The sequence below is a fragment of the Prauserella cavernicola genome (assembly GCF_016595675.1).
In the GTDB taxonomy this organism is placed as follows: Bacteria; Actinomycetota; Actinomycetes; order Mycobacteriales; family Pseudonocardiaceae; genus Prauserella_A; species Prauserella_A cavernicola.
The window spans coordinates 1-22,234 of the sequence record NZ_JAENJH010000019.1 but is presented as its reverse complement, the minus strand read 5'-3'; the positions used below and the strand labels follow the sequence as shown (position 1 = coordinate 22,234).

General features: G+C 67.1%; 18 protein-coding genes. 3 read left to right on the top strand and 15 right to left on the bottom strand.

Annotation, left to right across the window (positions count from 1 at the left end):
* Positions 1 to 33: 33 nt before the first annotated feature.
* Positions 34 to 714, top strand: a complete 681-nt coding sequence (gene rpe / locus JHE00_RS34240) for a ribulose-phosphate 3-epimerase (protein ID WP_200326308.1) — start codon at positions 34 to 36, stop codon at positions 712 to 714.
* Between the two features lie 33 nt (positions 715 to 747).
* Here rpe and JHE00_RS34235 read toward each other — a convergent pair whose 3' ends face one another.
* Positions 748 to 2,199: a DNA-binding protein gene (locus JHE00_RS34235; protein ID WP_200326306.1), complete on the bottom strand. Its 1,452-nt coding sequence runs from the start codon at positions 2,197 to 2,199 to the stop codon at positions 748 to 750.
* Positions 2,200 to 2,788: 589 nt separating this feature from the next.
* Here JHE00_RS34235 and JHE00_RS34230 point away from each other — a divergent pair.
* Entirely contained in the window at positions 2,789 to 4,183 is a 1,395-nt protein-coding gene (locus JHE00_RS34230) for a DNA-binding protein (protein WP_200326304.1), read from the top strand.
* Positions 4,184 to 4,525: 342 nt separating this feature from the next.
* Here JHE00_RS34230 and JHE00_RS34225 read toward each other — a convergent pair whose 3' ends face one another.
* The 5 genes from JHE00_RS34225 to JHE00_RS36265 all read right to left on the bottom strand — a co-directional run bounded on the left by JHE00_RS34225 (position 4,526) and on the right by JHE00_RS36265 (position 10,504).
* Entirely contained in the window at positions 4,526 to 6,208 is a 1,683-nt protein-coding gene (locus tag JHE00_RS34225) for a PQQ-dependent dehydrogenase, methanol/ethanol family (protein WP_200326302.1), read from the bottom strand.
* A gap of 16 nt (positions 6,209 to 6,224) precedes the next feature.
* Positions 6,225 to 6,680, bottom strand: a complete 456-nt coding sequence (locus JHE00_RS34220) for an MSMEG_3727 family PQQ-associated protein (RefSeq protein ID WP_200326300.1) — start codon at positions 6,678 to 6,680, stop codon at positions 6,225 to 6,227.
* Between the two features lie 555 nt (positions 6,681 to 7,235).
* Positions 7,236 to 9,473, bottom strand: a complete 2,238-nt coding sequence (katG, locus tag JHE00_RS34215) for a catalase/peroxidase HPI (RefSeq protein ID WP_200326298.1) — start codon at positions 9,471 to 9,473, stop codon at positions 7,236 to 7,238.
* Between the two features lie 77 nt (positions 9,474 to 9,550).
* A complete protein-coding gene (locus tag JHE00_RS34210; protein ID WP_200326295.1) occupies positions 9,551 to 10,099 on the bottom strand; it encodes a manganese efflux pump MntP in 549 nt (182 codons plus the stop codon).
* A gap of 330 nt (positions 10,100 to 10,429) precedes the next feature.
* Entirely contained in the window at positions 10,430 to 10,504 is a 75-nt protein-coding gene (locus JHE00_RS36265; RefSeq protein WP_504739434.1) for a pyrroloquinoline quinone precursor peptide PqqA, read from the bottom strand.
* A gap of 544 nt (positions 10,505 to 11,048) precedes the next feature.
* Between JHE00_RS36265 and JHE00_RS34205 the strand changes: the two genes are divergently transcribed.
* Positions 11,049 to 11,519 (top strand): ribose-5-phosphate isomerase, encoded by a 471-nt coding sequence (locus JHE00_RS34205; protein ID WP_200326293.1) that lies wholly within the window; start codon positions 11,049 to 11,051, stop codon positions 11,517 to 11,519.
* Positions 11,520 to 11,576: 57 nt separating this feature from the next.
* On the opposite strand, the gene JHE00_RS34200 is transcribed toward JHE00_RS34205, so the two are convergent.
* The 9 genes from JHE00_RS34200 to JHE00_RS34160 all read right to left on the bottom strand — a co-directional run bounded on the left by JHE00_RS34200 (position 11,577) and on the right by JHE00_RS34160 (position 21,739).
* Positions 11,577 to 12,638, bottom strand: a complete 1,062-nt coding sequence (locus JHE00_RS34200) for an HAD-IIA family hydrolase (RefSeq protein WP_200326291.1) — start codon at positions 12,636 to 12,638, stop codon at positions 11,577 to 11,579.
* Positions 12,635 to 13,642, bottom strand: a complete 1,008-nt coding sequence (locus tag JHE00_RS34195; protein ID WP_200326289.1) for a fructose-bisphosphatase class II family protein — start codon at positions 13,640 to 13,642, stop codon at positions 12,635 to 12,637. The genes JHE00_RS34200 and JHE00_RS34195 overlap by 4 nt, the downstream gene beginning before the upstream one ends.
* A gap of 157 nt (positions 13,643 to 13,799) precedes the next feature.
* Positions 13,800 to 14,777, bottom strand: coding sequence for a class I fructose-bisphosphate aldolase (locus tag JHE00_RS34190; protein ID WP_200326288.1), 978 nt, complete (start codon positions 14,775 to 14,777; stop codon positions 13,800 to 13,802).
* Between the two features lie 64 nt (positions 14,778 to 14,841).
* On the bottom strand, positions 14,842 to 15,882 hold the full coding sequence (locus tag JHE00_RS34185; protein WP_230425514.1) for a LysR family transcriptional regulator: 1,041 nt from the start codon (positions 15,880 to 15,882) through the stop codon (positions 14,842 to 14,844).
* A gap of 513 nt (positions 15,883 to 16,395) precedes the next feature.
* On the bottom strand, positions 16,396 to 18,942 hold the full coding sequence (gene pepN / locus JHE00_RS34180; RefSeq protein WP_200326286.1) for an aminopeptidase N: 2,547 nt from the start codon (positions 18,940 to 18,942) through the stop codon (positions 16,396 to 16,398).
* 4 nt (positions 18,943 to 18,946) lie between these two features.
* Positions 18,947 to 20,071 carry a pyrroloquinoline quinone biosynthesis protein PqqE gene (pqqE, locus tag JHE00_RS34175; RefSeq protein ID WP_200326284.1) on the bottom strand — a complete coding sequence of 375 codons (1,125 nt, stop codon included), beginning with the start codon at positions 20,069 to 20,071 and terminating at the stop codon, positions 18,947 to 18,949.
* A complete protein-coding gene (pqqD, locus tag JHE00_RS34170) occupies positions 20,068 to 20,340 on the bottom strand; it encodes a pyrroloquinoline quinone biosynthesis peptide chaperone PqqD (RefSeq protein WP_200326310.1) in 273 nt (90 codons plus the stop codon). The genes pqqE and pqqD overlap by 4 nt, the downstream gene beginning before the upstream one ends.
* The gene (gene pqqC, locus JHE00_RS34165; RefSeq protein ID WP_200326282.1) at positions 20,340 to 21,035 is read right to left on the bottom strand and encodes a pyrroloquinoline-quinone synthase PqqC; all 696 of its coding nucleotides are present in this window, start codon (positions 21,033 to 21,035) and stop codon (positions 20,340 to 20,342) included. Before pqqC ends, pqqD begins: the two co-directional genes overlap by 1 nt.
* Positions 21,032 to 21,739, bottom strand: a complete 708-nt coding sequence (locus JHE00_RS34160; RefSeq protein WP_200326280.1) for an MBL fold metallo-hydrolase — start codon at positions 21,737 to 21,739, stop codon at positions 21,032 to 21,034. Before JHE00_RS34160 ends, pqqC begins: the two co-directional genes overlap by 4 nt.
* Positions 21,740 to 22,234 lie beyond the last annotated feature (495 nt).

Sequence of the window (22,234 nt, the reverse complement as noted above, 5' to 3'; positions counted from 1 at the left end):
TGCTTTACGCTCGGTGTCGTGTCGAAACAACCGTTGATCGCGCCGTCCATCCTCTCCGCCGACTTCGCCCGGCTCGCCGACGAAGTGGCTGCCGTGCAAGGACAGCCGGGCCGAGGAGCCGACTGGCTGCACGTGGATGTCATGGACGCTCATTTCGTACCGAACCTGACCCTCGGCCTGCCGGTCGTGCAGTCGCTGGTGGCCACCACTGCCCTACCGCTGGACTGTCACCTGATGATCGAGAACCCGGATCGCTGGGCGATCGGGTACGCGGAAGCGGGTTCCTACAACGTCACGGTGCACGTCGAAGCCGCCCATGATCCGGTCATGCTCGCGAAGGACCTACGCGCCGCAGGCTCGAAAGCGGGGCTGGCGGTCAAGCCGAACACGCCCCTGGAGCCCTACGCCGAGGTGCTCAAACACTACGACACCCTGCTGGTGATGTCGGTGGAGCCCGGTTTCGGCGGCCAGAAGTTCATCGCCGAGGTGCTCGACAAGGTGCGCACGGCCCGGTCAATGGTCGATGCCGGGCACCTCAATCTGATCGTGGAGATCGACGGCGGCATCAACGCCGACACGATCGAGCAGGCGGCCGAGGCCGGCGTCGACTGCTTCGTGGCCGGTTCCGCCGTGTACGCCGCCAAGGATCCGGCACAAGCCGTGGAGGGGCTGCGCAGTCAGGTGGAGGCCCTGTCCGCCCGCACGCGACAATGATCGTCACCGCCCAGCCGGACCGCGGCTGGGCTCTCACACACCGAGCATTCGCCGGAGCTCCGGTGCATGGCGTCGCGACACGGGAACGAACTCGTGCGAGCGAGAGTCCATGATCAGAAAGAGCTCGCCCTTGATACCCCGCTCCAGCTCCGCCACCCGGCGAAGGTTGACGAGAAAACGCCGGTGCACTCGCCGGAACCCGAATGGCGTCAGCAACCGCTCGACATTGTCCAGGCCGCGGTTCGCGGCTTGAATCCTTCCTCTTTCGGTGATCAACCAGACGATGTTGCGGTCAGCCTCGGCATAACGGATCTCCGACGGAGCGAGCAGAACCAGCCGATCATTACGCATTCCGATAACGCGCCGAGGAAGGGCTCCGGCCAGCTCGTCCGGATTGCTCTCATACGGTTCTCCCTCTTGCACGCCGAAGGAACACAGCATGCCCACGACGTGGTTCGAGACGACCACGGGCCGCAGGGTCAGCGACGTGGCGTCCTCCCCCGGGCACACCGGCAGGCTCGCGTAGCCGCTCCACTGCGCATTGCCCTGCGCCCGGTCCTTGGCCCACCGCACCACGTCAGGTAGCCCTGAGATGTCGGAGATCCAGCGTTCCGCCGGTTCGATCGCGCCGGCGACTATGGGCGCCTCGTCAGCCAGCCCGAGCAACGTGACAGCTGCCGCATTCGCGGCTATCACATTTCCTCCCCGATCCATCGCCATAAAAGGACCGTGGACCTGAGAGTTCTTTTTGTTGAATTCAGAGATTACTTTGTCGGCCTCGTAGATGGCGCGCCGGTAAATCTCCTGTTCGACACACGCGACCGCTTTCGTCAGCCACGGCGACACGAACTCGGACAGCGACGCGTTCCACCGCGAGATGTTGATCGAGGCGACCGGCGAGCCGGTCACCACGTCGCGGATGGAGATGCCCGCGCAGGCCCACTGATGGAACGCTTCGCACCAGTGCTCCGGCCCCGTCACGGTCACCGGGCCGGACATCTCGAGAGAGGTTCCCATCCCGTTCGTACCGGTGCACTCTTCCGACCAGGACGACCACGGAGCGAGGTTGTGCAACTCGGCCCGCCGCTGCGCGGAGGGGTCGCCCCAGGACCCGAGTACGCGCCCGTCCCCGTCCGTGACGGTGACGACGGCGCCGTCCCGCTCGACCTCCCGGCCGGCCAGCGCACCGAGACCGCCGAGCGCGGTAAAGATGACGCCGTTGTCGATGAGCTGAGTGTCATCGCCCCGCGCACCCGGCGCGACGTTCAACGTCCGGTCCACTTCGTACCGGTCGCGACATCGGTACCACGAAGCCAGGATCTCGGGCCGGACGCCCGCTTCCACGTCGTCGCCCGCGGCGAAGTTCTCCCAGGCGCGAGCCACCTCTCTCGCCGATGAGGTCGCCACCAGAGAGCCGTCCGCCACATGGCCACGTCCGGTGGGTCGACTCGGTGCGATCGCCAAGGGCGGCACTTTCCCGGTCATCGCGACCTCCTTGTCGCCTGGCGCGCCGGCGTTGCGGGGACCACCGGCCAGTGGCAGAAGTTACAAATTAACCCGACGCCGCGCGATATTACAAGCATGTTCGTGGCGTTCTGCCACATCGTCGTGGAACTATCCGGTCGGATAGGCCGGACTCCGGAAAAAAGTGCAATACGGTCAAACAGCGATGCCCCGCCCGAAACATTCTGCGGTGCCGGGATCAACCGTTTCGCCGTGATGATCGCGTCAGATTTGAACCCCGCGGTCGCACCCACAGCGATCGTGAAGATCCACAACACGACGGCACTGCGCCGTGTGAGTTACCGTGGCCCGCCACGAGATGGACCGCCGGGGCGAAGCAGGTCGACCGCTGGTAAGCCGGCGGCCACCGAATATCACCGATTTCCGACCGTTCGCGGGTCGTACGCGCGCGGTCATCCCACCCCGCTTGCCCTCAAATCGAGCGAGAGTCTAGCGTCCGTCGGCGGCCACACGACGCGGCCCGGCTCCACGGATCAGGCAGCACACGAGCGGTCATCGGCACCAGACGGCCGTGCCGTTCAGGGTGGCAACAGACCAAAGGCGGTCTCTTATGGCACAGGCACGCCGGCTCGACCCGGCCTCTCACAGTGGTGGCGAGGCGTCGGTGTACAAGGCGTGGGAGCGGTTCGCGCGAGGTGAGGACGATCTCCGTGGCGTGAGACCGGAGATAGCGATCTCGTGGCACCGGTGCCGGGACCAGTACCAGGTCGACCCCTGCCTCACCGAAGCTCCGGCGGCCGTCGCGGAGGTCGACCACGCACTGGAGCACGACGTCGTGTTCGCCGAGCTCGGCTTCCGCGCCGCCTCGCTGGCGCACGAGGTCAGCGCCCTCGGCGGCATCGTGACCATCACCGACGGCACCGGCCGGGTGCTGGCTCAATGGGGTGACGAGGCCACGCGCGCCGTCGCCGCCGAGGCCAATCTGGCTCCGTGGTTCTGCTGGGCGGAGGGCACCACCGGAACGAACGGCATGGGTACCGCGCTGATGTCCTACACGCCCGTGCTGATCCGCGGTGCCGAGCACTGGTGCCAGGCATTCCACGACTGGACCTGCGCCGGTGTGGCGGTACGGGACGTGGTGACCAGGGAACCGGTCGCGGCACTCAACATCTCGTGCTGGCGCAGCGAGCTACCCGCGACCGTGGGGGCATGGCTCGGCAACGCCGCCACGCTGACACAGCGCATCCTGCGACGGCGAGCCAAGGACGACGGCGCCGAACTGATGGCCGTCTTCAACCACACCAGGTCGGGCTCGAGCGCGCCGCTCGCGGCCGTGGATGCCGCGGGCCGGGTGGTGCTCGCCGACGACACGGCGGGCTTGCTCCTCGGCATCCCGGGCTCCACGCCGGCGCCCGATCCCGCGGTGCGGTGGAAACCGGAACTGCCGGAGTTCATCCGGGCCGCCAAGTACGCCGCCGAGCAGGCGGCGCACCATCCCGGCTGGGCCGGCTCGACGCAGATCTTCACCCGGCTCGCCCAGGAACCGACGTCGATCAGTTTCCGGCCGGTGTTCCTGGCCGGGCACCTGGTCGGCAACATCGTCTCCTTCGGTGTGGCCACAGGGGATCCGTTACCCCGGGTGGGAGGGGACGCGCCGCTTCGCGCGCAGCCGCATCGAATGGTCGCGACGCGCGAGAACCGCATGGTCCTGCTCCGGCTGCCCGAAGTCTCCTTCGCGCAGTCGGAGGGCAACGACGTGTGGCTCTCCACCGACCAAGGACGGTTGCGATCCGCCTCACCAGGCCTCGACCGGCTCGAAACCGAGCTGAGCGCGTCCGGTTTCCTGCGGGTGCACCGCCAGTACGTGGTGAACCTCAGCCGCATCCGGGAGGTCGAGCGCCGGTACAAGGGCGAGTTGTTCCTGGTGATGGACGACCAGGCCGAGACGATGGTGCCCGTCTCCCGGCGGAACACACCGGCTGTGCGCCGGGCACTGGAGATCTGACCCGAACGACCGCGGCCGGCCCGACGTCGGCGATATCAGCCTCGGTACCTGTGCACGTCGCACACGCAGTACATGAGACGGCATTCGTAACACGCGGGCTTGTCGACGCACGTGATGCAGGGCCCGCAGTGCACCGGCTCGGTGTGCCGCGCGACGTCGTGGGACCCGTAGCGCTCCCCGCAGTACAGGCACGGCGGCGGCTCATGTCCGCTGACCGGCACCGGCGACTGACTCATCCACATCACCCCAAGTTCTTCTGTCGCTACCTGCCACGAAAGCCACTTTCAGGACAGTGGACGTCCTGAAAGTGGCTTTCGCGGTATTACCTCGGGTCCGGCGTCGTCACAGGGCGAACACGATCAGCGCGGCACCGTGCCCCTGACCCGACATGCCGGGGACGATGCCTTCGAGCCAGCCACCCCAGCCGACCGGCACCGCGACGTGCTGCTTGCCGTCGACGGTGAAGGTGCTCGGGCTGCTGTGGTGACCACTACCGCACTGGAAGCTCCAGAGCTTCTCACCCGTTTCCGCGTGCAGCGCCAGGAACTCGCCCGACGGCGTGCCGGCGAACACCACGTCGCCCGCGGTGCTGAGGGTCGACGCGGCCATCGGCATGTTGTTGAGCCGGTGGCGCCACTTCTCCTCACCGTGGGAGTCGAACGCGCTGACCGACCCGGCCATGTTGTCGATGTCGACCTCGACGGCGGCACCCCAGTAAGGCATGCCTTCCTTGAACTCGCGGCGACGCCGGGTGGCGGTGGCGCCCACGTCGGCCACCGGGACGTAGAACAGGTCGTGCTCCGGGTTGTACGACGCGTGCGTCCATTCCTTCGCGCCGGCGGGGCCGGGGAAGAAGTGGCAGGGCTCGCCTTCCTTGTCCGGGTACTTACGCGGGGTCACCTTGCCGTCGCGGGTGATGACGCCCCAGTCGATCCGGTCGACGAACGGCGTGACGTGCTGCAGCTCGCCGTTGGTGCGGTCGAGGACGAACATGTACCCGTTCTTGTCGAAGTGGGCCATCAGCTTCTTGCCGTCCCGCTCGAACAGGGTCATCTCCATCGTGGAGTCGTAGTCCCACAGGTCGTGCGGGGTGAACTGGTAGTGCCACTTGATCTCACCCGTGTCGACGTCCAGCGCGACCACGCTGTCGGTGTAGAGGTTGTCGCCCTCACGGACCTCGCCGTCGAAGTCGGGAGCCGGGTTCCCGGTGCCCGCGTAGTAGAGGTTCAGCTCCGGGTCGTAGGTTCCGGTAACCCAGTGGTTCGCGCCTCCGCGCTGCCAGGCCTCACCGTCGGCGGGCCAGGTCTCCGAGCCGGGCTCACCCGGCTTCGGCACGGTGTAGGTGCGCCAGCGCTGTTCGCCGGTCTCCAGGTCCCAGCAGTCGATGTGACCGCGGACGCCGTACTCGCCGCCGGCGGAACCGGTGATGAGCGTGTCCTTGATGACCAGCGGAGCGATCGACGCGCTCTCGCCCGCGCGCACGTCGCCGATGGTCTTCTGCCAGACCTTCCGGCCGTTGGTGGCGTCGAGGGCCACCAGCTGGGCATTCTGCGTCACCATGAAGACCTTGCCGTTGGCCACCGCGCAGCCACGGTTGACGTTGGCGCAGCACAACGTCACGTCGATCGGAATGGCGTGCTTGTAGCGCCACAGCTGCTCGCCGGTCTTCGCGTCGAGCGCCCAGAGCCAGCCGTCCCAGCCGGTGACGAACATGACGCCGTCGACGACCAGCGGGCAGGCCTCGAAGGCGTAGGTCGAGGTGGAGGCGATCATGCCGGTCGCGCTCGCCTGGAAGATCCAGGCGACCTTCAGGTTCTTGACGTTCTCGGCGTTGATCTCGTCAAGCAGGCTGTGCCGCTTGCCGTCGTAGTCGCCGTAGTAGGTGATCCAGTTCTGGGATTCGCTGCGCGCCTGGAGGATGCGCTCGTAGTTGACGCCGCGCGTCACGTCCGGCGCGCTGTGCGGCAGATTGGACAGCTGACTGTGGTTGAACGCCTTACCGGCGTCGACGTATTCGAGAGTCATGGTGATTCCTGCCTTTCTACGGCCGCGGCTGGGCGGGTCGGTCGAGCTTGGCCTCCGGCGGCACTTCCCCGGTCACGACGATGGCGGCCTGCAGGCCGCGGCCCTCGTCGTTGCCGGCAGGCGAGCCGTACCAGTAGCAGCCGGGACCGTCCAGCTCGAGCGTCGCAGTGCCCTTCGAGTGGTTCAGCAGGCCGATGAACTGCCTGTCGCCGTTGCTGGGCAGCAGGCAGGCGTGGGTGTTCTTGTCGTCGTTGATGATCGTCAGCTCGAGAATGCCGGCGTGCGGCATGATCAGCACGCCCGGCTCCCACGCCATCGCGTCCTCGGGAATCCGGATGGTGGCTTCCATCGTCCCGTCGGGACGCTCGCTCGCCTTGGCGATCGACCCGGTCCCTAGCACGGCACCGATGGTCGCCTTGTTCTGTCCGCCGAGTTCGGCCAGGAGACTTTCTCGATCCTGGGCAATTGTCATCGGACTTCACCTCCTCGTCAGCAGGAAATGGATATTTCGACAGATGTCGCGAAAATATCGCTTACGCTCTCTAGCGCTCCGCCACAGCCAAGTTCGACGTGGCACGCCACATTACAGGTGCTGATTTAGTCTCGTATTCACCTCTGAGCCTGTAACGAGTCAGGACTCTACACCCGGGCACACCATTCCGAAATCCTTTACCACCGACCATCCCGACTCCGCCGTTCGCCCGGCAAGAGGTACCGTTCGTGCAATCCGGCGCGGGGCCGGAGGCTCGCCGCGCGGACACGCGAGACGACTGATGTTGTTGCGACGACTGGGTTCTGAGACTCCTGTACGCAAGCGCGGACACACGCCAGGGCACGGCTTCGTGGTTCGCCGGGCGCCAGAACGGAGAACGAACAGCAATTTGCATATCCGCTTCCACTGCCATCATCGCGTGCCGAAAGATTCGGTAAGGAACCCGAATCCGGACAAAAAAAATCCGCCTCGAAGAGGCGGATCGAACACGGTCTTCCACGAGGCTCGCCCGCCCCGGACACCAACGCTGGAAAATCAGCGCAGATCGAAACGGTCGAGCTCCATGACCTTCACCCACGCCGCGACGAAGTCCCGCACGAACTTCCCGCCCGCGTCGTCACTCGCGTAGACCTCCGAGAGCGCCCTCAGTTCGGAGTTCGAACCGAAGACGAGATCGACCCGGCTCGCGGTCCACTTCACCTCGCCGGTGTCGCGGTCGCGGCCCTCGTAGATCGCCGTCCAGCTGTTCCCGTTCTGCCTCGGAGCCCACTCGGTCCCCATGTCCAGCAGGTTGGCGAAGAAGTCGTTCGTCAACACCCCCGGCGCCGAGGTCAACACTCCCTCCGGGGAACTTCTGTGGTTGGCTCCGAGCACTCGCAGCCCGCCGACCAGCACGGTCATTTCCGGCGCGCTCAAGGTCAGCAGGTTCGCCCGGTCGACCAGCAGATGCTCGGGTGGCATCCAGAAGCCATCGCCCAGGTAGTTCCGGAAGCCGTCAGCCGTGGGCCGCAACGAACCGAAAGACTCGACGTCGGTCCATTCCTGGGTCGCATCGGTGCGCCCGGGGCGAAACGGAACGTCGACCTCGTGGCCACCGGCCGCGGCGGCACGTTCGACCGCGGCACATCCCCCGAGCACGATCAGGTCGGCCAGCGAGATCCGTTTGCCCGACTGCTGGGAGACGTTGAATCGCTCCTGGATCGCCTCCAGCGCGGGCAGGACGACACCCAGCTGTCCGGGTTCGTTGACCGACCAGCCGCACTGCGGTTCGAGCCGGATCCGCGCCCCGTTGGCGCCACCGCGCTTGTCGCTGTTGCGGTAGGTCGACGCCGATGCCCACGCCGTGGAGACGAGCTGCGCCACCGTCAGGCCGGATCCGAGGATCTCGCGCTTGAGGGCGGCCACGTCGTCGACGTCCACCGGTTCGTGGTCCACCTCCGGCACCGGGTCCTGCCAGATCAGCCGTTCGGCCGGGACGAGCGCCCCCTGGTAACGCTCGATCGGGCCCATGTCGATGTGGGTCATCTTGAACCAGGCCCGCGCGAACGCGTCCTCGAGTTGATCCGGGTGCTCGAGGAAACGCCGTGCGATCGACTCGTAGACCGGGTCCTCCTGCAACGCGAGGTCCGTGGTGAGCATGACCGGGTGGTGCTTCTTCTCCGGGTCGAACGGGTCCGGCACGGTGCCCTCGCCCTGGCCGTCGCTCGGAATCCACTGCCACAGGCCCGCCGGGCTGAGCTCGACGTCCCACTTGTACTCGAACAGCGTTTCCAGGAACGTGTGGTCCCACTGGACGGGCGTGCGCGTCCACATCCCTTCCAGCCCGCTGGTGACCGTGTCGGCCCCGATGCCGCTGCCGCACCCGCCGATCCAGCCCAGCCCCTGCGCGGTGAGCGGCGCGGCCTCGGGCTCGGGGCCGCCGGTCACGTTCGGGTCCGCCGGGCCGTGTGTCTTGCCGAAGGTGTGTCCGCCCGCGATGAGCGCCACGGTTTCCTCGTCGTCCATCCCCATCCGTTTGAAGGTCTCCCGGATGTCGCGGGCCGCCAGCACCGGGTCGGGATTGGTCGCCGGCCCCTGCGGATCGACGTAGATCAGTCCCATCTCGGCGGCCGCCAGCGGCTCGTCGAGCTCGTGCAGGCCGCTGTAGCGCTGATCGGCCAGCCACTTGCGTTCCGGACCCCAGTACGGTTCGTCGGGCTCCCATGCCTCGACCCGGCCGCCAGCGAATCCGAAGGTTCTGAAGCCCATCGACTCCAGTGCCCGGTTGCCGGCGAAGACCATCAGGTCCGGCCAGGAGAGCGCGTTCCCGTACTTCCTCTTCACCGGCCACAACAACCGGCGCGGCTTGTCCAGGTTGCGGTTGTCCGGCCAGCTGTTCAACGGGGCGAAGCGCTGCATCCCGGCGGCCGCACCGCCCCGGCCGTCGCTGACGCGGTAGGCACCCGCGGCATGCCAGGCCATGCGCAATACCAGGGGACCGTAGTGACCGAAGTCAGCGGGCCACCAATCCTGCGACGTCGTCAGCACCTCGTCGATATCACGCGCCAGCTGGTCGAGATCCAGCGTCCTGAACCGCTCGGCGTAGTCGAAGTCCGCGCCCAGCGGGTTGCCAACCGGCTGGTGCCGGCGCAATGACGTCAAGTCGACCCGGTGCGGCCACCAGTCGTTGGCATCGCCGCTCGCCACCGGATGATTCCGCCGCCGAGCCGTCTGGGTCTCGCTCAGCACCTTGTCGTACGTCCGGTAGACGTGAGTATCGGGATTCTCGGGCATTGGTGTCCTCCCAGGTGTTGCCGCGCCTGAGATATCGAGCGTGGCTCATCGTGCCGGAAAACCGGCATCCCCACGGTTCAGCCGAAGACCAGTGGCAGCAGGATCGCCGCGCCGAGCAGCGAGATCCCGCTGAACAGGTCGGCACGGATCGGGACGACCTTGGCGGCCATCTTCCCGACGAACAGGCCCGCGAACGTCATGACCACCGTCATGGCACCGAAGATCAGCGACGGGACCACGAGAGAGAACCCGGCGATCCCCAGGCCCGCGCCTGCCACGAAATTGTCGACACTCAGCGACAAGGGCATACCGAAGAGTGTCACCCACGGCTGGTCCATGTCTTCCGGCTCCGGATTCCGGATCGCTCCGACAATGAAGTAGATGCCGTACAACCCCAGTGCGACCGCCCCGATGTACTCCCCCCACTCCCCCAGGAAGTCACCCAGGACGCTGCCGAGAAGTCCCCCCAACAGCGGCCCCACTGCGTCCCATACGCCGAAGATCAGGGCGATCTGCACGGCGCGTCGCCAGCCGAACGGAATGGTTCCGATCGCGATCGACGAGCGAAAGTTGTCAAGACTGAGACCGAATGCGAGCGCAATCAGCGGTAGGAACTCAAGAGACATCTGAACCACCTCAAGATCACAACCAGAGACGACCGGGGAGGGAGAGACGGGGAGCGGGTTCGCGACGTCCGCCTGACGCCACGGGGCGGGCATCGTGGCTGACCAGCCTGAACCCGCACCAAGGTCGTCACGGGTGCGATTTTCGCCAGTGGGGCATCGAAACGGCGCAGCACACAGCTGTCGCCCGATTCAGACTGTGCGGCGCAAGGCCCCTCGATCGAGTACTCCGATCCGGGGCCCTGCGCCAACACAAATGTAGTCTTGGCGCAGATTTCAGCTACCTGCCGCGACTACGAGAAATCGGGCAACACGGGCGCTGCAGTCCAGCGGTCAGCCTCGGTAGAAGTAGCCGGTGGCCTCAGCGCACACCTCGACGACCGTGTACTCAGGAGTTTCCCAATTCATATTTTCCTCCTCGCTGTTGGCTACGCCCGGCGACGGGGCGAAACCGGGCGTTCGTGATCCGCGCAAAACTCGAGGACAACGTCACGAAATTTCGCGGTCACGAGGGAGCATCCTGGATTTAACGGAGTCGTTGCAACTGATCTTGAACCAGTGGTCGGCAACCAGTGCCGAACGGCGCCCTGGCGCCCACGAGTGGGGAAGGACACGTTCACGGGCGACGCCCGGCGCACCAGCCGGTCAACGTCGCCGCGACCAGCGAGAACGTGGATACGAGGAACTCCAGGGCGAGCCAGGGCAGCTGAGACACTGACAACAGGGCCACCGCGCCCGGCGATCGCCACCGGTGGGCGCCGCAGTGCCGACGACCGTCCCCGCACATGGATAGACTTCATTCGCACACTACGTTTTGTGCGATGAGGACGTCAAGAGCCACGGAGTCCCGCTCGGCGCCCATCAGCACGTCCCCCGGTCCTATAAGGCATTTCAATGCCCACGGACCGAATTCCGATCCACCAGTTCACGAATTCGGGATTAAACTGCCGACGTGCGAATTTATCTTGGCTCCGATCACGCCGGACTCGAACTCAAGAACCACTTTGCCGACAGGCTCGCCGGCCTCGGCCACGAGGTGATTGACGTCGGCCCCGCCGTCTACGACGCGGACGACGACTATCCCCCGTTCTGTGTCGAGGCGGCGCGGCGCGTTGTCACCGACGAGGGCAGCCTCGGCATCGTCATCGGCGGTTCCGGAAACGGGGAACAGATCGCCGCGAACAAGGTGCCCGGCGCGCGCGCCGCGCTGACCTGGAACGTGGACACCGCCAGGCTGGCCCGCCAGCACAACAACGCGCTGCTGGCCGGCATCGGCGCGCGGATGCACACGGTCGACGAGGCCGAACGCATCGTGGACGCGTTCCTCGCCACCGAGTTCGAGGGCGGTCGCCACCAGCGCAGGATCGACCTGCTGTCGGACTACGAGCGCACCGGTGAAGCGCCCGCACTGCCCGGAAACTGACCTGACGGCCGTGAGCGGCTGCGCCGGATCGAACCGGCGCAGCCGCTCACGAATGACCTAGGACGTGGCCTGTTCCGGCGGGACAAGTCCGAGCTGTCGTTCGATCCGTGCCCAGGCAGAGCCGTCGTCGGACACCGCACGACCGGCGTCGCGGGCGGCCCACGCCGTGGTGACGACGGACTGCAGCAGTTCTGCGTTGTCACCGGCCTTCGGCATACGGAACACGGCGTCCGGCTCGAGTTCGGCGACAGCGGCGGACGAGGTGGCGTGCAGGGCAATTCCAGGCGCGTGCAGCCCGCTCAGGTCGGCGGCGACATACGTCGGACGCGCGGAACGCTCGGCGAAGGCAAGGTCCCGGAGACGGGAGGCCCCGCTCAGTACGAAAAGCGAGTCGAGACCGGCCGAGTTGGCGCCCTCGATGTCGGTGTCGAGCCGGTCGCCGCACACCAGGGTGCCCGGCTGATCGGTACCGAGCCGGGCTCGCGCCAGGTCGAACAAGGCTGCCTGCGGCTTGCCGACCACGTGTGGCGATGCGCTGGTCGCCGTCCGCACCAGTGCGATCAGCGCACCGTTGCCAGGCGCGTGCCCGGTCGGGGTGGGCAGCGTGAAGTCGGCGTTCGTGGCCACCCAGGGAACTCCCGCTTCAGCCAGATAGCCCACCGTCGCGAGCTCGGTCCAGGTGACGTCGACTCCCAGTCCCTGAACGACCGCCTCGACCAAGGTATCGCCCAGCTCCGCGACGCGAACCGGCGTCAGCCCGGCTTCGGTGAGTGCTTGGGCGACGCCTGGGCCACCCACCGCGCACACGCGCGCTCCCTGAGCAAGGTGCTGCGCCAGATGCGCCGCCGCCGCCTGCGAACTGGTGACCACAGACCAGCCCTGCTGCGCGACGCCCAGCCCTCGGAGGCGATCGCCCACGTCCTCGGGCGAGCGGGATGCGTTGTTGGTCGCGAACACGACCGGCATGCCCTCTGCCGTCGTCCGGTTCAAGGTCTCCACCGCATGCTCGACTGCCACGGCGCCTCGGTAGACCACACCGTCGAGATCACAGATCAGTCCGCGGTAGCGCGTGCTGAGGGGCTCGGTAGGCACGGACGTCGTGCTGATCTCATCCGTCATGCGGATCGGAGCTCCTCACGCTCGTGCGATCCGGCAGGTCGGTGCTCAGCCGTGATCAGCCGCACCGTAGCCGGCGTCGAACACAGCACAATGGACTGTGTCGTGGTAAGGCCCGAGTGGTGCGCGACGCCGTGCAGCAGCTCGCTACCGGTCACCCCGGTGGCGCAGAACAGGATGTGGTCCCCACGCACCAGGTCACCAGTGTGGAGGACCTGGTCGAACTCGGGGCCGGTCTCGGGCCCGGAGACCTCCGGCCGCAGGCGGGCCTGCAGCGACCCGCCCAGACAGGACAGGGCGGCCGCGGCGAGGACCCCCTCCTTCGCTCCCCCGGTGCCCAGCAGGATGTCGACCGGGCTCTCGGGACGCGCCGCGGCGATCGCGCCCGCGACATCGCCTCCCTCGAGCAGGTGGACGTGCGCGCCCGTATCACGGATCTCCCGCACGAGCTCCCGATTCCGCGGCCGGTTGAGCACAGCGGCAACGACATCCGACGTGCCAACGCCCTTGGTCGCGGCGACCGCGCGCACGTTCTCCGCAACCGGGCGGCTGATGTCGACGACGTCGGCACAGTCGGGGCCGACGACCAGCTTCTCCATAAGCAGGGCAGGCGAAGGATCGTGCAACGCCCCACGTTCGGCCACCGCGATCGCCGCCACCGAGCACGGCACATCTCTGGCCGTCGACAGTGCGCCGTCGCCCGCGCTGACCGCGACGTCGTACACCGGCCGGTCGCCGTACCCGACCTCCTGGCCCGTGAACAGGACGGGCGATTCCTCCTTCTCGCCCTCGCCGATCACCACGACACCGCGCATCGGCACCGACATGATGAGTTCGTGCATCGCAGCGGCGGCGGCGACCCCGCCGCTGTTCGCCTCGCCACGTCCGACCCACCTGCCGGCCGCCATCGCGGCGGCCTCGGTGACCCGCACGAGTTCGAGAGCCAGAGTGTGATCGGGTGCCCCCGTTGCGGCGAAGGAACTCGCGTCCCATTCCTGAGTACTCATCAACCTCAATCCACTCGAACCAGAAGTGACACAAGACCGTGTGCGGAGTTCTCGACGCCCGCGGCCACCACGACGACGGTGGCCGGACCGGCAATCCATGACACCGGTCCGGCCACCCTCGACCGCGTCGCGCAGGCCGACTCGTCAGTTCGAGCGCTCAGCGGGCGGCGGCGTTCGCGACCGCTCGCGAAGACAGCGCCTCCTGGGCTGCGGCCCAGTTGGCGTTGTCGCCCCGCCAGGTCTCCAGGGCCGGTCCGACCAGTGCCCGCCCGAACGAGTAGGTGAGCTCCCAGGGGAGCTGACCGAGACCCTGCATCGCCCCGAGGTGCTTCGTCGCCAGTTCCGGGCTCTGACCACCGGAGAGGAAGGCGATGCCCGGCACGGACGCCGGCACCGTCGCCCGCAGAGCCTCCACCGTGGCTTGCGCGACGTCGGCCACCGCGGGCCGCTCCGGGCTGTCGGTCCCGGCGACCACCATGTTGGGCTTGAGCACGATGCCGTCGAGTTGCACCTGCATCAGGTCGAGCTCCTCGAACAGCGACTCCAGCGCGGCAGTCGTCACCTTCTGGCACTGCGCCAGCGAGTGAGCACCGTCCATCAGGACCTCGGGCTCCACGATGGGAACCAGGCCGCCTTCCTGGCAGAGACCGGCGTACCGCGCCAGCGCGTGCACGTTCGCTCGCACCGCGCGGTCCGACGGGCGGCCGTCGCCGATCGTGATCACGGCGCGCCACTTGGCGAACGTGGCTCCGTGCCGCACGTAGTCGGTGACGCGTTCGCGGAGCCCGTCGAGTCCCTCGGTGATCTTCTCGTCCGACGCTCCCGCCAGCGCCTTCGCGCCGGTGTCGACCTTGATTCCGGTGAGAATCCCGATGTCGTCGAGGAACTCCGGAAACGTGCGTCCATCGGACAGCTTCTGGTGGAACGTCTCGTCCGCGAGGATGATGCCGCTGATGGATTCCGAGAGCCTGGGGGTGGTGACGATCAGCTCGCGGTAGACCCGCCGATTCTCCTCGGTCGCCTCGACCCCCACCTGCTCCAGCCTGGCGGACATCGTCCCGATGCTCTCATCGGCAGCGAGAATACCGCGCCTGTTGGAGACCATTGTACGCGCAATCTTATTCAAAGCTGACATTCTATCGTTAATCCTCCTGCGCTCGACACCGGATGGTGTGGCATATTCGCGACTGGTTCAACAATCAGGACATCGACTCATGGACGTCGACCGTCATACTGGGTTTTGTCGTGGTTTTGGCCTCCGCGAGTCGAATACTCTTGATTTTGGGATCAGGCGCGAACACCGGCATCGGGCTACCCTTCGATGCCGCAATTTTTACAAGTTCGCGCGCATACTCCGGGAGACCCCGGAGTTCGCTCCACGCCGCATAGATCGGTTTCGCCGGCATCTCCTGGTCGACGGCCACCAGATGCAGCCGGCCCTCCGCGAGTTCGGACCTCACGGTGGAGACGTTCAGCACCGTCACCCGCTGGCTCGTCGCGACGGCCTGCTTGATCGCGGCACTGGAGGGAAACTCGACATAGCTTCGCGTGGAGCGCGCCGTTCCCAGCAGTTCGTCGGTGAACTCCCGAAGTCCCGAGCCGCGCTCGCGCAGAACAAGTGGAGCGGAAGCCAGTTCCTGCACCGTCAACGGAGTGGGCCTCCGTGCCCACGGGTGCCGTGAACCGACCACCACGGCCAGCTTGTCGTCGCAGATGTAGCGGGTGGCCAGGTCATCGCGGAACTGCTTCTGCACCTGGCTTCCGGCCTGACACCAGCCGTCGATGAACGCGAGATCGACATGGCTCGCACGGATCAGCTGGCTGAGCGTCTCGACGCTTCCGGTCTGCACCTCGACCCGCGCCTCGCCGAACGAGAACCCGGAGCGGTTCAACCACTCAGGGATCAGGTGCTCGGAGACCGCGGGGCTGCCGGCGACCCGTAGCCGTTTCGCATCCGCGGCCTGGGACCCGGATCCGAACTCCAGCAGCTCCCGCGCCGCCCGCATCACGTTACGGGCGTACTTCGCCAGCATCTCGCCTTCCTCGGTCAGTTTCGACCCCGCGGGCGAGCGCTCCAGCAACCGAAGGCCGAGCCGGCGCTCCATCGCGCTGATCCGGATGCTGGCCGCCGGCTGGGAAAGGCTGTGCGCTTGCGCGGCCTTTCCGACGCTGCCACAGCTCTCGACCGACAGCAGCAGATCGAGGTCGGCGAGTTGAGGCATCTTTGACGGAAGAACCATGATTTCACCTCTCGCCCCAGACTTCGTCTTGCTGGACCTGTGGTCAGAATGATCGGCTTGCGACGCCGTTGCCAGGAATCAGCCGTCGGCTACACCGGTGACTGGCGGTGTGCACCGAGACTGCCCGCACGCTGTCCGCGTGGTCAATCTGTTGGACACGAACGCGCACCGGGCGAGCATGAACGGTGTCCACAGAGGTACCTGCGGACCGCCTCGGAAAACAGGCGGCGGCGAGCGCACGCACCGTGAGCTCAGCCCGCCGGAAACCGCGGTGTGGAGGGCGACCGGAGACCGCGTCGGCACACGCGCGCCTCCGCTCGTGGCAACGCCAGCACCGTTCACCGTCGGTTCGCGACCATTCATTCGATCACGGTTGCCGACCTCGCGGTGCATCGATAATGGTTCGCCCCACAAGGTTTCCCCGACCGGCGCGAGACCCCGGCATGCCAGGAGCACCCGGGGTCTTGCGCCCTCCATCGAGGGGCGACCCGCGACGGCAGCGTCGAACGTCCGTCAGTGCCCCGTGTGCTCCGCGTCGCACGCGCGCGCCGCCAGCAGGATGAGCAGCTCGGCTCGCTCTTCTCTGACGACCTTGCGCACGTCGTCGGACAGCAACGTGCTCTCCAGCAGGGCGTCCGTATCCGCCAGTACGCGTCGCGCGACTCCCGTGAAACGGGGATAGAGCGCGCGAGCGAACGCGAGCACGAACTCGGGCTGGGCGGTGTCGGCCATGCCCTCCAACGCTCGCACGTAGCGATCCGCGTAGGGGGTGAGCACAGCCTCGTGCCCGGGTTGCCGCAGTCCCGCCATGACGGCCTTCTTCTCCGCGAGCGACAGGTCGTCGCTGAACAGCCGTGTCCACGCCTGCTCTTTGGCGGCGGCGGTGGGGCGTGCGGCTTCTGCCGTCAGGGCGTTGCGGCGCCCGTTGTCGCCTGGATCGGCCTCCCTCGCGATGTCCAGAAGGCCGTCGATGTCGCGTCCGATCGACGCGAGGCGGAACAATCCCCGCCATCGCAGATCCCGATCCACGTCCAGCTCCGCCCAGGGGGACCGCCCGCGCACCAACTCGCTCAGCAGCGCGTGACCATCGGCCTGGACGACATCCACGAGGGTGCGAGCGAACACCAGCTGACGATCACCACCGGCGACCGCGCCCGCCAGTCGATCGCGCACCTGGCGCTCCAGGACGTCGAGCTGGTCGCGGCAACCGGCCGGGTCGCCGTAGACCTCCACCGCCTGCACGGCGCGCTCCAGAAGAGCTTCCAGTACACCGACATCGCGCTCCAGCACGCCGTGCGTGAGCACCGCCCGCGCGTAGCTTCGCGCGGGCAGTCGCGCGTCGAGCACGTCGTCCCACAGGGCTCCCCACACGACCGCCCTGGTCCGTCGATCATCCAGTGTGGACAGACTGCGCAGTGCCGTTCGCCGAGAGCGCGGATCCAGCCTGACCTTGACGTGGCTCACCGCATCGTCGTTGGGCACCAGCAGATCGGGGCTCGGATCGCCGAACGCGGCGAGATCACCGTCCGATTTGCGGGGAGTGAGCGGCACGTGCGCACGTCGCCGTAGTACCAGTGTGGCGTCGTGGTCGTCGAACGCGGCCACGCGCAGGTTCACGTGGCGCGGCCGGACGTCCGGATCGGGACGCTGCACCACCCGGTCGCCGTCCGCGAGGCGGGACACCTCGATCGTGTTGACGCCACGGCGCAGCAGCCATTCGTCCACCCAGCGGTCCACGTCCTCGGTCGTCACCTGCCGCAGCGCCGCCACGAAGTCCTCGAGCGTCGCGTTTCCCCATGCGTGGGTCCGCAGGTAGGTCCGCACACCGGCGACGAAGGATTCCCAGCCGATCCGCTGCGCCAGATCGTGGAGTACCGCTGCGCCTCTCTTGTAGACGATCGGGCCGAAGCTCACCCGTGCGGCGTCGGTGTCGACGGTGTCGACCCGGATCGCGTGGCTGGTGGGCAACTGGTCCGCGTGCCGGGCCACCGGCAGGGCGTGGTGCGCGAACGCGGTCCAGCCTTCCCCGTACCGCGTCACCTCGCCCTGTGCGTCGATCGACATCATCGTCGCGAAGGCCTCGTTCAGCCACAGGTCGTCCCACCAGCGCATCGTCACGTAGTCGCCGAACCACATGTGCGCCATCTCGTGCAGCAACAGCTCGGCCCGTCGTCGCCGCTTGTCCTCGGTGACGCGATGCCGGAACAGGAACCGCTCGTTGAGCGTCACGCAGCCGGGATGCTCCATGCCTCCGAACGCGTACTCGGGCGCGAAGACGTGGTCGTACTTGGTGAACGGATACGAAATGGCGAACAGCCGGCTGTAGAAGTCGAGGCCGCGGCCGATCACCTCGAAGAGCTCGGGCGCGTCGGCGTCGAGTTCCGCGAGGAGCGAGTGCCGCGCGTAGAGCGCCAGCGGCACTCCCCTGTGGCTGGACCTCAGCCGGCGAAACGGCCCGGCCGCGAAGGCCACCAGGTACGGCGGCAGCGGTGGCGTGCGCCCGAAGCGCCACACCGCACGCTCGCCGGCGACGGGCGGGCACTGCTCCTCGGCGTCGGTGTTGGAGACCACCACCCACTGATCGTCGGCGACCACAGTGAGGTCGACCGTCGCCTTCAGATCGGGCTGGTCGAAGCAGGCGAACACCTTGTGCGCGGCGAACGGTTCGAACTTGGTGTGCAGGTAGACCTGTCCGTCGAGCGGGTCGCGGAAACGGTGCAGCCCCTCACCTGTTCGCGAGTACCCGGCGGAACCGGCCACCCGGACCGTGTTCGCACCAGGTCGCACGTCCAGCCGGACACGAGTCCCGTCGTGCGCGTCCGGCCCCAGCTCACGGCCGTTGCACTCGACCGACTCGACCTCTCCCGCGAAGTCGAGGAAAACGAGCGCAGTCCCCGTACGGGCTTGGAAGTGGACCACGGTGCTCGTCGCGAACTCCCGCTCCCCCAAGGTCAGATCGAGTTCCACCGCATAGTGGAGATCGAAGACCTCGGCCGAGCGCGCTGCCGCCTCGTCCCGCGTGAGATTGCTCCTGGACGCCGCACGACTGTCGAGTGACATGTGGTCAGCGCTCTCGCGCCGACGTGCGCGGCCGACGGTAGAGCAGCTTCTCCCTGATCGTGTCACCGTCTGCCGCGGCATCCTCCTGGTTGGCGCGAACGAGAGCGTCCTGAACCAGGTGGTGGTCGGGAGAGTGCATGCACACCGGATCGGTCCGTCCCGGATCACCGGTCAGAGCGAAGGCCTGGCACCGGCAGCCGCCGAAGTCCAGCTCCTTGCGAGAGCAGCTGCGGCACGGATCAGGCATCCACTTGGTTCCCCGGAACGCCTCGAACGCGGCGGACTTCTGCCAGATCCACTCGAGGTCGTGGTCGCGAACCGAGGAGAACTCCATCGTCGTGATCTCCGCGGCCACCGGGCACGGATAGACCACGCCGTCCGGTGCGACGGTCAGCGCTGTCTGCGCCCAGCCACCCATGCACGGCTTCGGATAGGGCTCGTAGTAGTCCGGGAGGATCCAGAGGAGTTCCATGCGCTCCGCCAGCTCGGCCTTCCGGCGTTCGTACACGCCCACCGCCTCGTCCAGCTGCGCCTTGCTCGGCATCAGCAGATCGCGGTTGCGCAGAGCCCACCCGTAGTACTGGGTGTTCGCGAGCTCCAGCCGCTCGGCGCCCCATTGCACGCAGACGTCGATGATCGCGTCCAGCCGGGAAAGGTTCATCCGGTGCAGAACCACATTCATGTTCAACGGCAGTCCGGACTCGCGGATGATGCGCGCGGCGTCCTCTTTCTTGTCGAACCGTTTGCTCGCCGCCACCAGGTTCGTCGACTCGGCGGCGTCGCCCTGGATGCTCAGCTGGGCGCTGTTGAGCCCCGCCGAGACGAGTGAGTCCGCCCGGCCCGGCGTGAGCCCGAGGCCGCTGGTGATCAGGTTCGTGTACAGGCCGAGGCCACGGCACTCGGCGACCAGCGTCTCCAGGTCGCCGCGGACGAGCGGTTCACCGCCCGAGAAGTGGACCTGCACGACGCCCAGCTCGGCCGCCTCGCGGATGACCCGCACCCAGTCGTCGGTGGCGAGTTCGTCCTGCCGATCGAGCAGCGCCAACGGGTTCGAGCAATAGACGCAGTGCAACGGGCATTGGTGCGTGACCTCGGCCAGCAGGCCGTACGGCTGCGGAGTCCCGTTCATGTCACCACCCAGCCCCGTCCGTGCGCATCCTGGAGAAACATCATCACGTCGTTCACGAGGTCGGTGGCCTCGAAATCGCGCTCGAGCTGGTCGACCAGCTGCCGCACGGTCCGGCTGCCGTCGCACAAGCCCAGGATCGCCGCGCCGGACTTGTTCAGGAGCACGACCCTCTCCGGCAACAGAAGCAGCTCCACGTCCCGGACGCGGTCGTGTTTGAGCATCGCCTTGGTCGCCAGCCTGGGGGTGGCCGTCAGATCGCTGTTGTCCATCACGAGCTCTTGCCGTAGGCGAGCTGCACAGCGTCCAGCAGACTCCACAGGACATCACACTTGAATTCCAGCGCTCGCGCGCACGCGTCCTGTTGCTCCCTGGACGTCGCGTGGTCGATCACGAGCTCGAGCAGATGTGCGATGTCCTTCGGCTGCTGGGTGAGTCGCGCCCGGAAGTACTCCAGGCCCTCCGTGGCGATCCACGGGTAGTGCTGACTGACGTCGGCGATCCGCCGGCTGAGCAGGTCCGGCGCGAACAGTTCGGTCAGCGCCGACGCCACAGACTCCAGCCACGGCTTCCGTCGGCAAAAATCCACGTACGCGTCCACGGCGAACCGCACTCCGGGCAGCACCGTGTCGCTGTCGAACAGCTCCTGGCGGGTCAGGCCGACGGCTTCGCCGAGGCGGACCCACTTCTCGATGCCGCCCTCGTCCCCTGTCCGCCCGTCATGATCGATGATGCGCTGAATCCACCGGCGGCGATTGTCCCGGCCAGGGATCTTGGTCAGGATGAACGCGTCCTTCACCGGCAGGTTCACCTGGTAATAGAAGCGATTGCGCACCCAGCCCCGGAACTCCTCCTCGGTCAGCGAGCCGGAGTGCATCCGCTCGTTGAAGGGGTGCAGATGGTGGTACTGCTTCTCTCCGATCGACCGCAGCCGCGCTTCGAACTCCTCCGCGGACCAAGCGTTCATACTTCCACCTCCAAGCCGGCTCGACCGATTTCGATGCCCAAGCCGGTCAACCAGCGCCGCTCCTGGGACCCTTCGTCGAGAATCGGATTCGTGTTGTTGATGTGCGGGTAGATCTTCCGTTTCGCGGGAAGCGCGGCCAGGGCACGGGCACCGTGGATGGACATTTCGTCGTCCGTCCAGAACGTCCCGTCCAGGAACACGCGGTCAGCCGACGCCACCTGCTCGGCGAACTCCGCGTCCCACGGGTGCAGCGTCGGCGCGTAGACCACGGACCCGCCCGTCGCCTTGTCCTCCAAGCGGAAGCCCACCTCCCACTCCGCCGACGGTCCACTGAGCCGTGAATGCCGCCACGACGTCAGCGCCTCCAGGACGGGGTACGTCGCATACGCGGTCAGCGCCGACTCCTCGCGGAGCATCAACAGGCCGATGGTGTGATCGAATTCGGCGTCCGTCAGGAGCACACCGGCGACCGGCGTCGCCCCGATCTGCGGTCCCGGGTGCAAGGAGGGATCCGCAGCTGTCTGGTGACGGACGTCCGGGGTCGCGTTCAGCAGAAACCAGTGTTCGCCGTCTCCGGAAATCGCGGTCGCTGCGTGCTTTGTAGCGATTTCGGACTTGGCCCGGGCCTTGCGGCATCCGGTGCAGGTGCAATTCCACGGCGGGAAGCCACCACCCGCCGCGACCCCGAGGCGATGAATGAACATGGCGCGAAAAATCCCTCAACGCCGACGCAGGTGGTCACGGTGTTCAACGCGCTCCTCGGCCACAGCGAAATCAAGCGGTTCCCACCTCATGGCGTCCTCCCTACAACAGCAGGCACCATTGCCCGTCCAGGGTTCGGCCAGGGCGTCTATTGGGTACAGTCGCCCCGAACTCGGCTTGTCTTTCCACAGCTTCTTCACCGTTGCCCGGCCTGGCAACCGATCACGAACGACCGGCACCGAATCACTGACGAACGGCTGCCGTGCCAGCACGAGCGGACGGCGGCGGCCACCGCAGGCGGACGCCCGACGACCAACTCGCCCGCAATACACTCCGACCTGCGACTATCCGGCGGCACCGGCGGGCGGTTTCGTGACACGAGGCCGACCGCGCTGCCGACCTCGGCACCTCAGGCGACCGAGCCCGGCCATGCGCCGCGACCAGCGCCATGCCGGACCGTGCGACAGCCACAACGATCCGGCGCGAATCCGTACCCG

What these genes read in the sequence shown, in the direction of transcription:
- JHE00_RS34195 (WP_200326289.1), bottom strand. Translation starts at nt 13,642, where the DNA reads ATGAGTACTCAGGAATGGGACGCGAGTTCCTTCGCCGCAACGGGGGCA.
- JHE00_RS34225 (WP_200326302.1), bottom strand. Translation starts at nt 6,208, where the DNA reads ATGACTCTCGAATACGTCGACGCCGGTAAGGCGTTCAACCACAGTCAG.
- JHE00_RS34235 (WP_200326306.1), bottom strand. Translation starts at nt 2,199, where the DNA reads ATGACCGGGAAAGTGCCGCCCTTGGCGATCGCACCGAGTCGACCCACC.
- JHE00_RS34220 (WP_200326300.1), bottom strand. Translation starts at nt 6,680, where the DNA reads ATGACAATTGCCCAGGATCGAGAAAGTCTCCTGGCCGAACTCGGCGGA.
- pqqC (WP_200326282.1), bottom strand. Translation starts at nt 21,035, where the DNA reads ATGAACGCTTGGTCCGCGGAGGAGTTCGAAGCGCGGCTGCGGTCGATC.
- JHE00_RS34185 (WP_230425514.1), bottom strand. Translation starts at nt 15,882, where the DNA reads ATGGTTCTTCCGTCAAAGATGCCTCAACTCGCCGACCTCGATCTGCTG.
- katG (WP_200326298.1), bottom strand. Translation starts at nt 9,473, where the DNA reads ATGCCCGAGAATCCCGATACTCACGTCTACCGGACGTACGACAAGGTG.
- JHE00_RS34210 (WP_200326295.1), bottom strand. Translation starts at nt 10,099, where the DNA reads ATGTCTCTTGAGTTCCTACCGCTGATTGCGCTCGCATTCGGTCTCAGT.
- JHE00_RS34200 (WP_200326291.1), bottom strand. Translation starts at nt 12,638, where the DNA reads ATGACGGATGAGATCAGCACGACGTCCGTGCCTACCGAGCCCCTCAGC.
- pqqD (WP_200326310.1), bottom strand. Translation starts at nt 20,340, where the DNA reads ATGGACAACAGCGATCTGACGGCCACCCCCAGGCTGGCGACCAAGGCG.
- JHE00_RS34190 (WP_200326288.1), bottom strand. Translation starts at nt 14,777, where the DNA reads ATGTCAGCTTTGAATAAGATTGCGCGTACAATGGTCTCCAACAGGCGC.
- JHE00_RS34230 (WP_200326304.1), top strand. Translation starts at nt 2,789, where the DNA reads ATGGCACAGGCACGCCGGCTCGACCCGGCCTCTCACAGTGGTGGCGAG.
- pqqE (WP_200326284.1), bottom strand. Translation starts at nt 20,071, where the DNA reads ATGAACGGGACTCCGCAGCCGTACGGCCTGCTGGCCGAGGTCACGCAC.
- JHE00_RS34160 (WP_200326280.1), bottom strand. Translation starts at nt 21,739, where the DNA reads ATGTTCATTCATCGCCTCGGGGTCGCGGCGGGTGGTGGCTTCCCGCCG.
- pepN (WP_200326286.1), bottom strand. Translation starts at nt 18,942, where the DNA reads ATGTCACTCGACAGTCGTGCGGCGTCCAGGAGCAATCTCACGCGGGAC.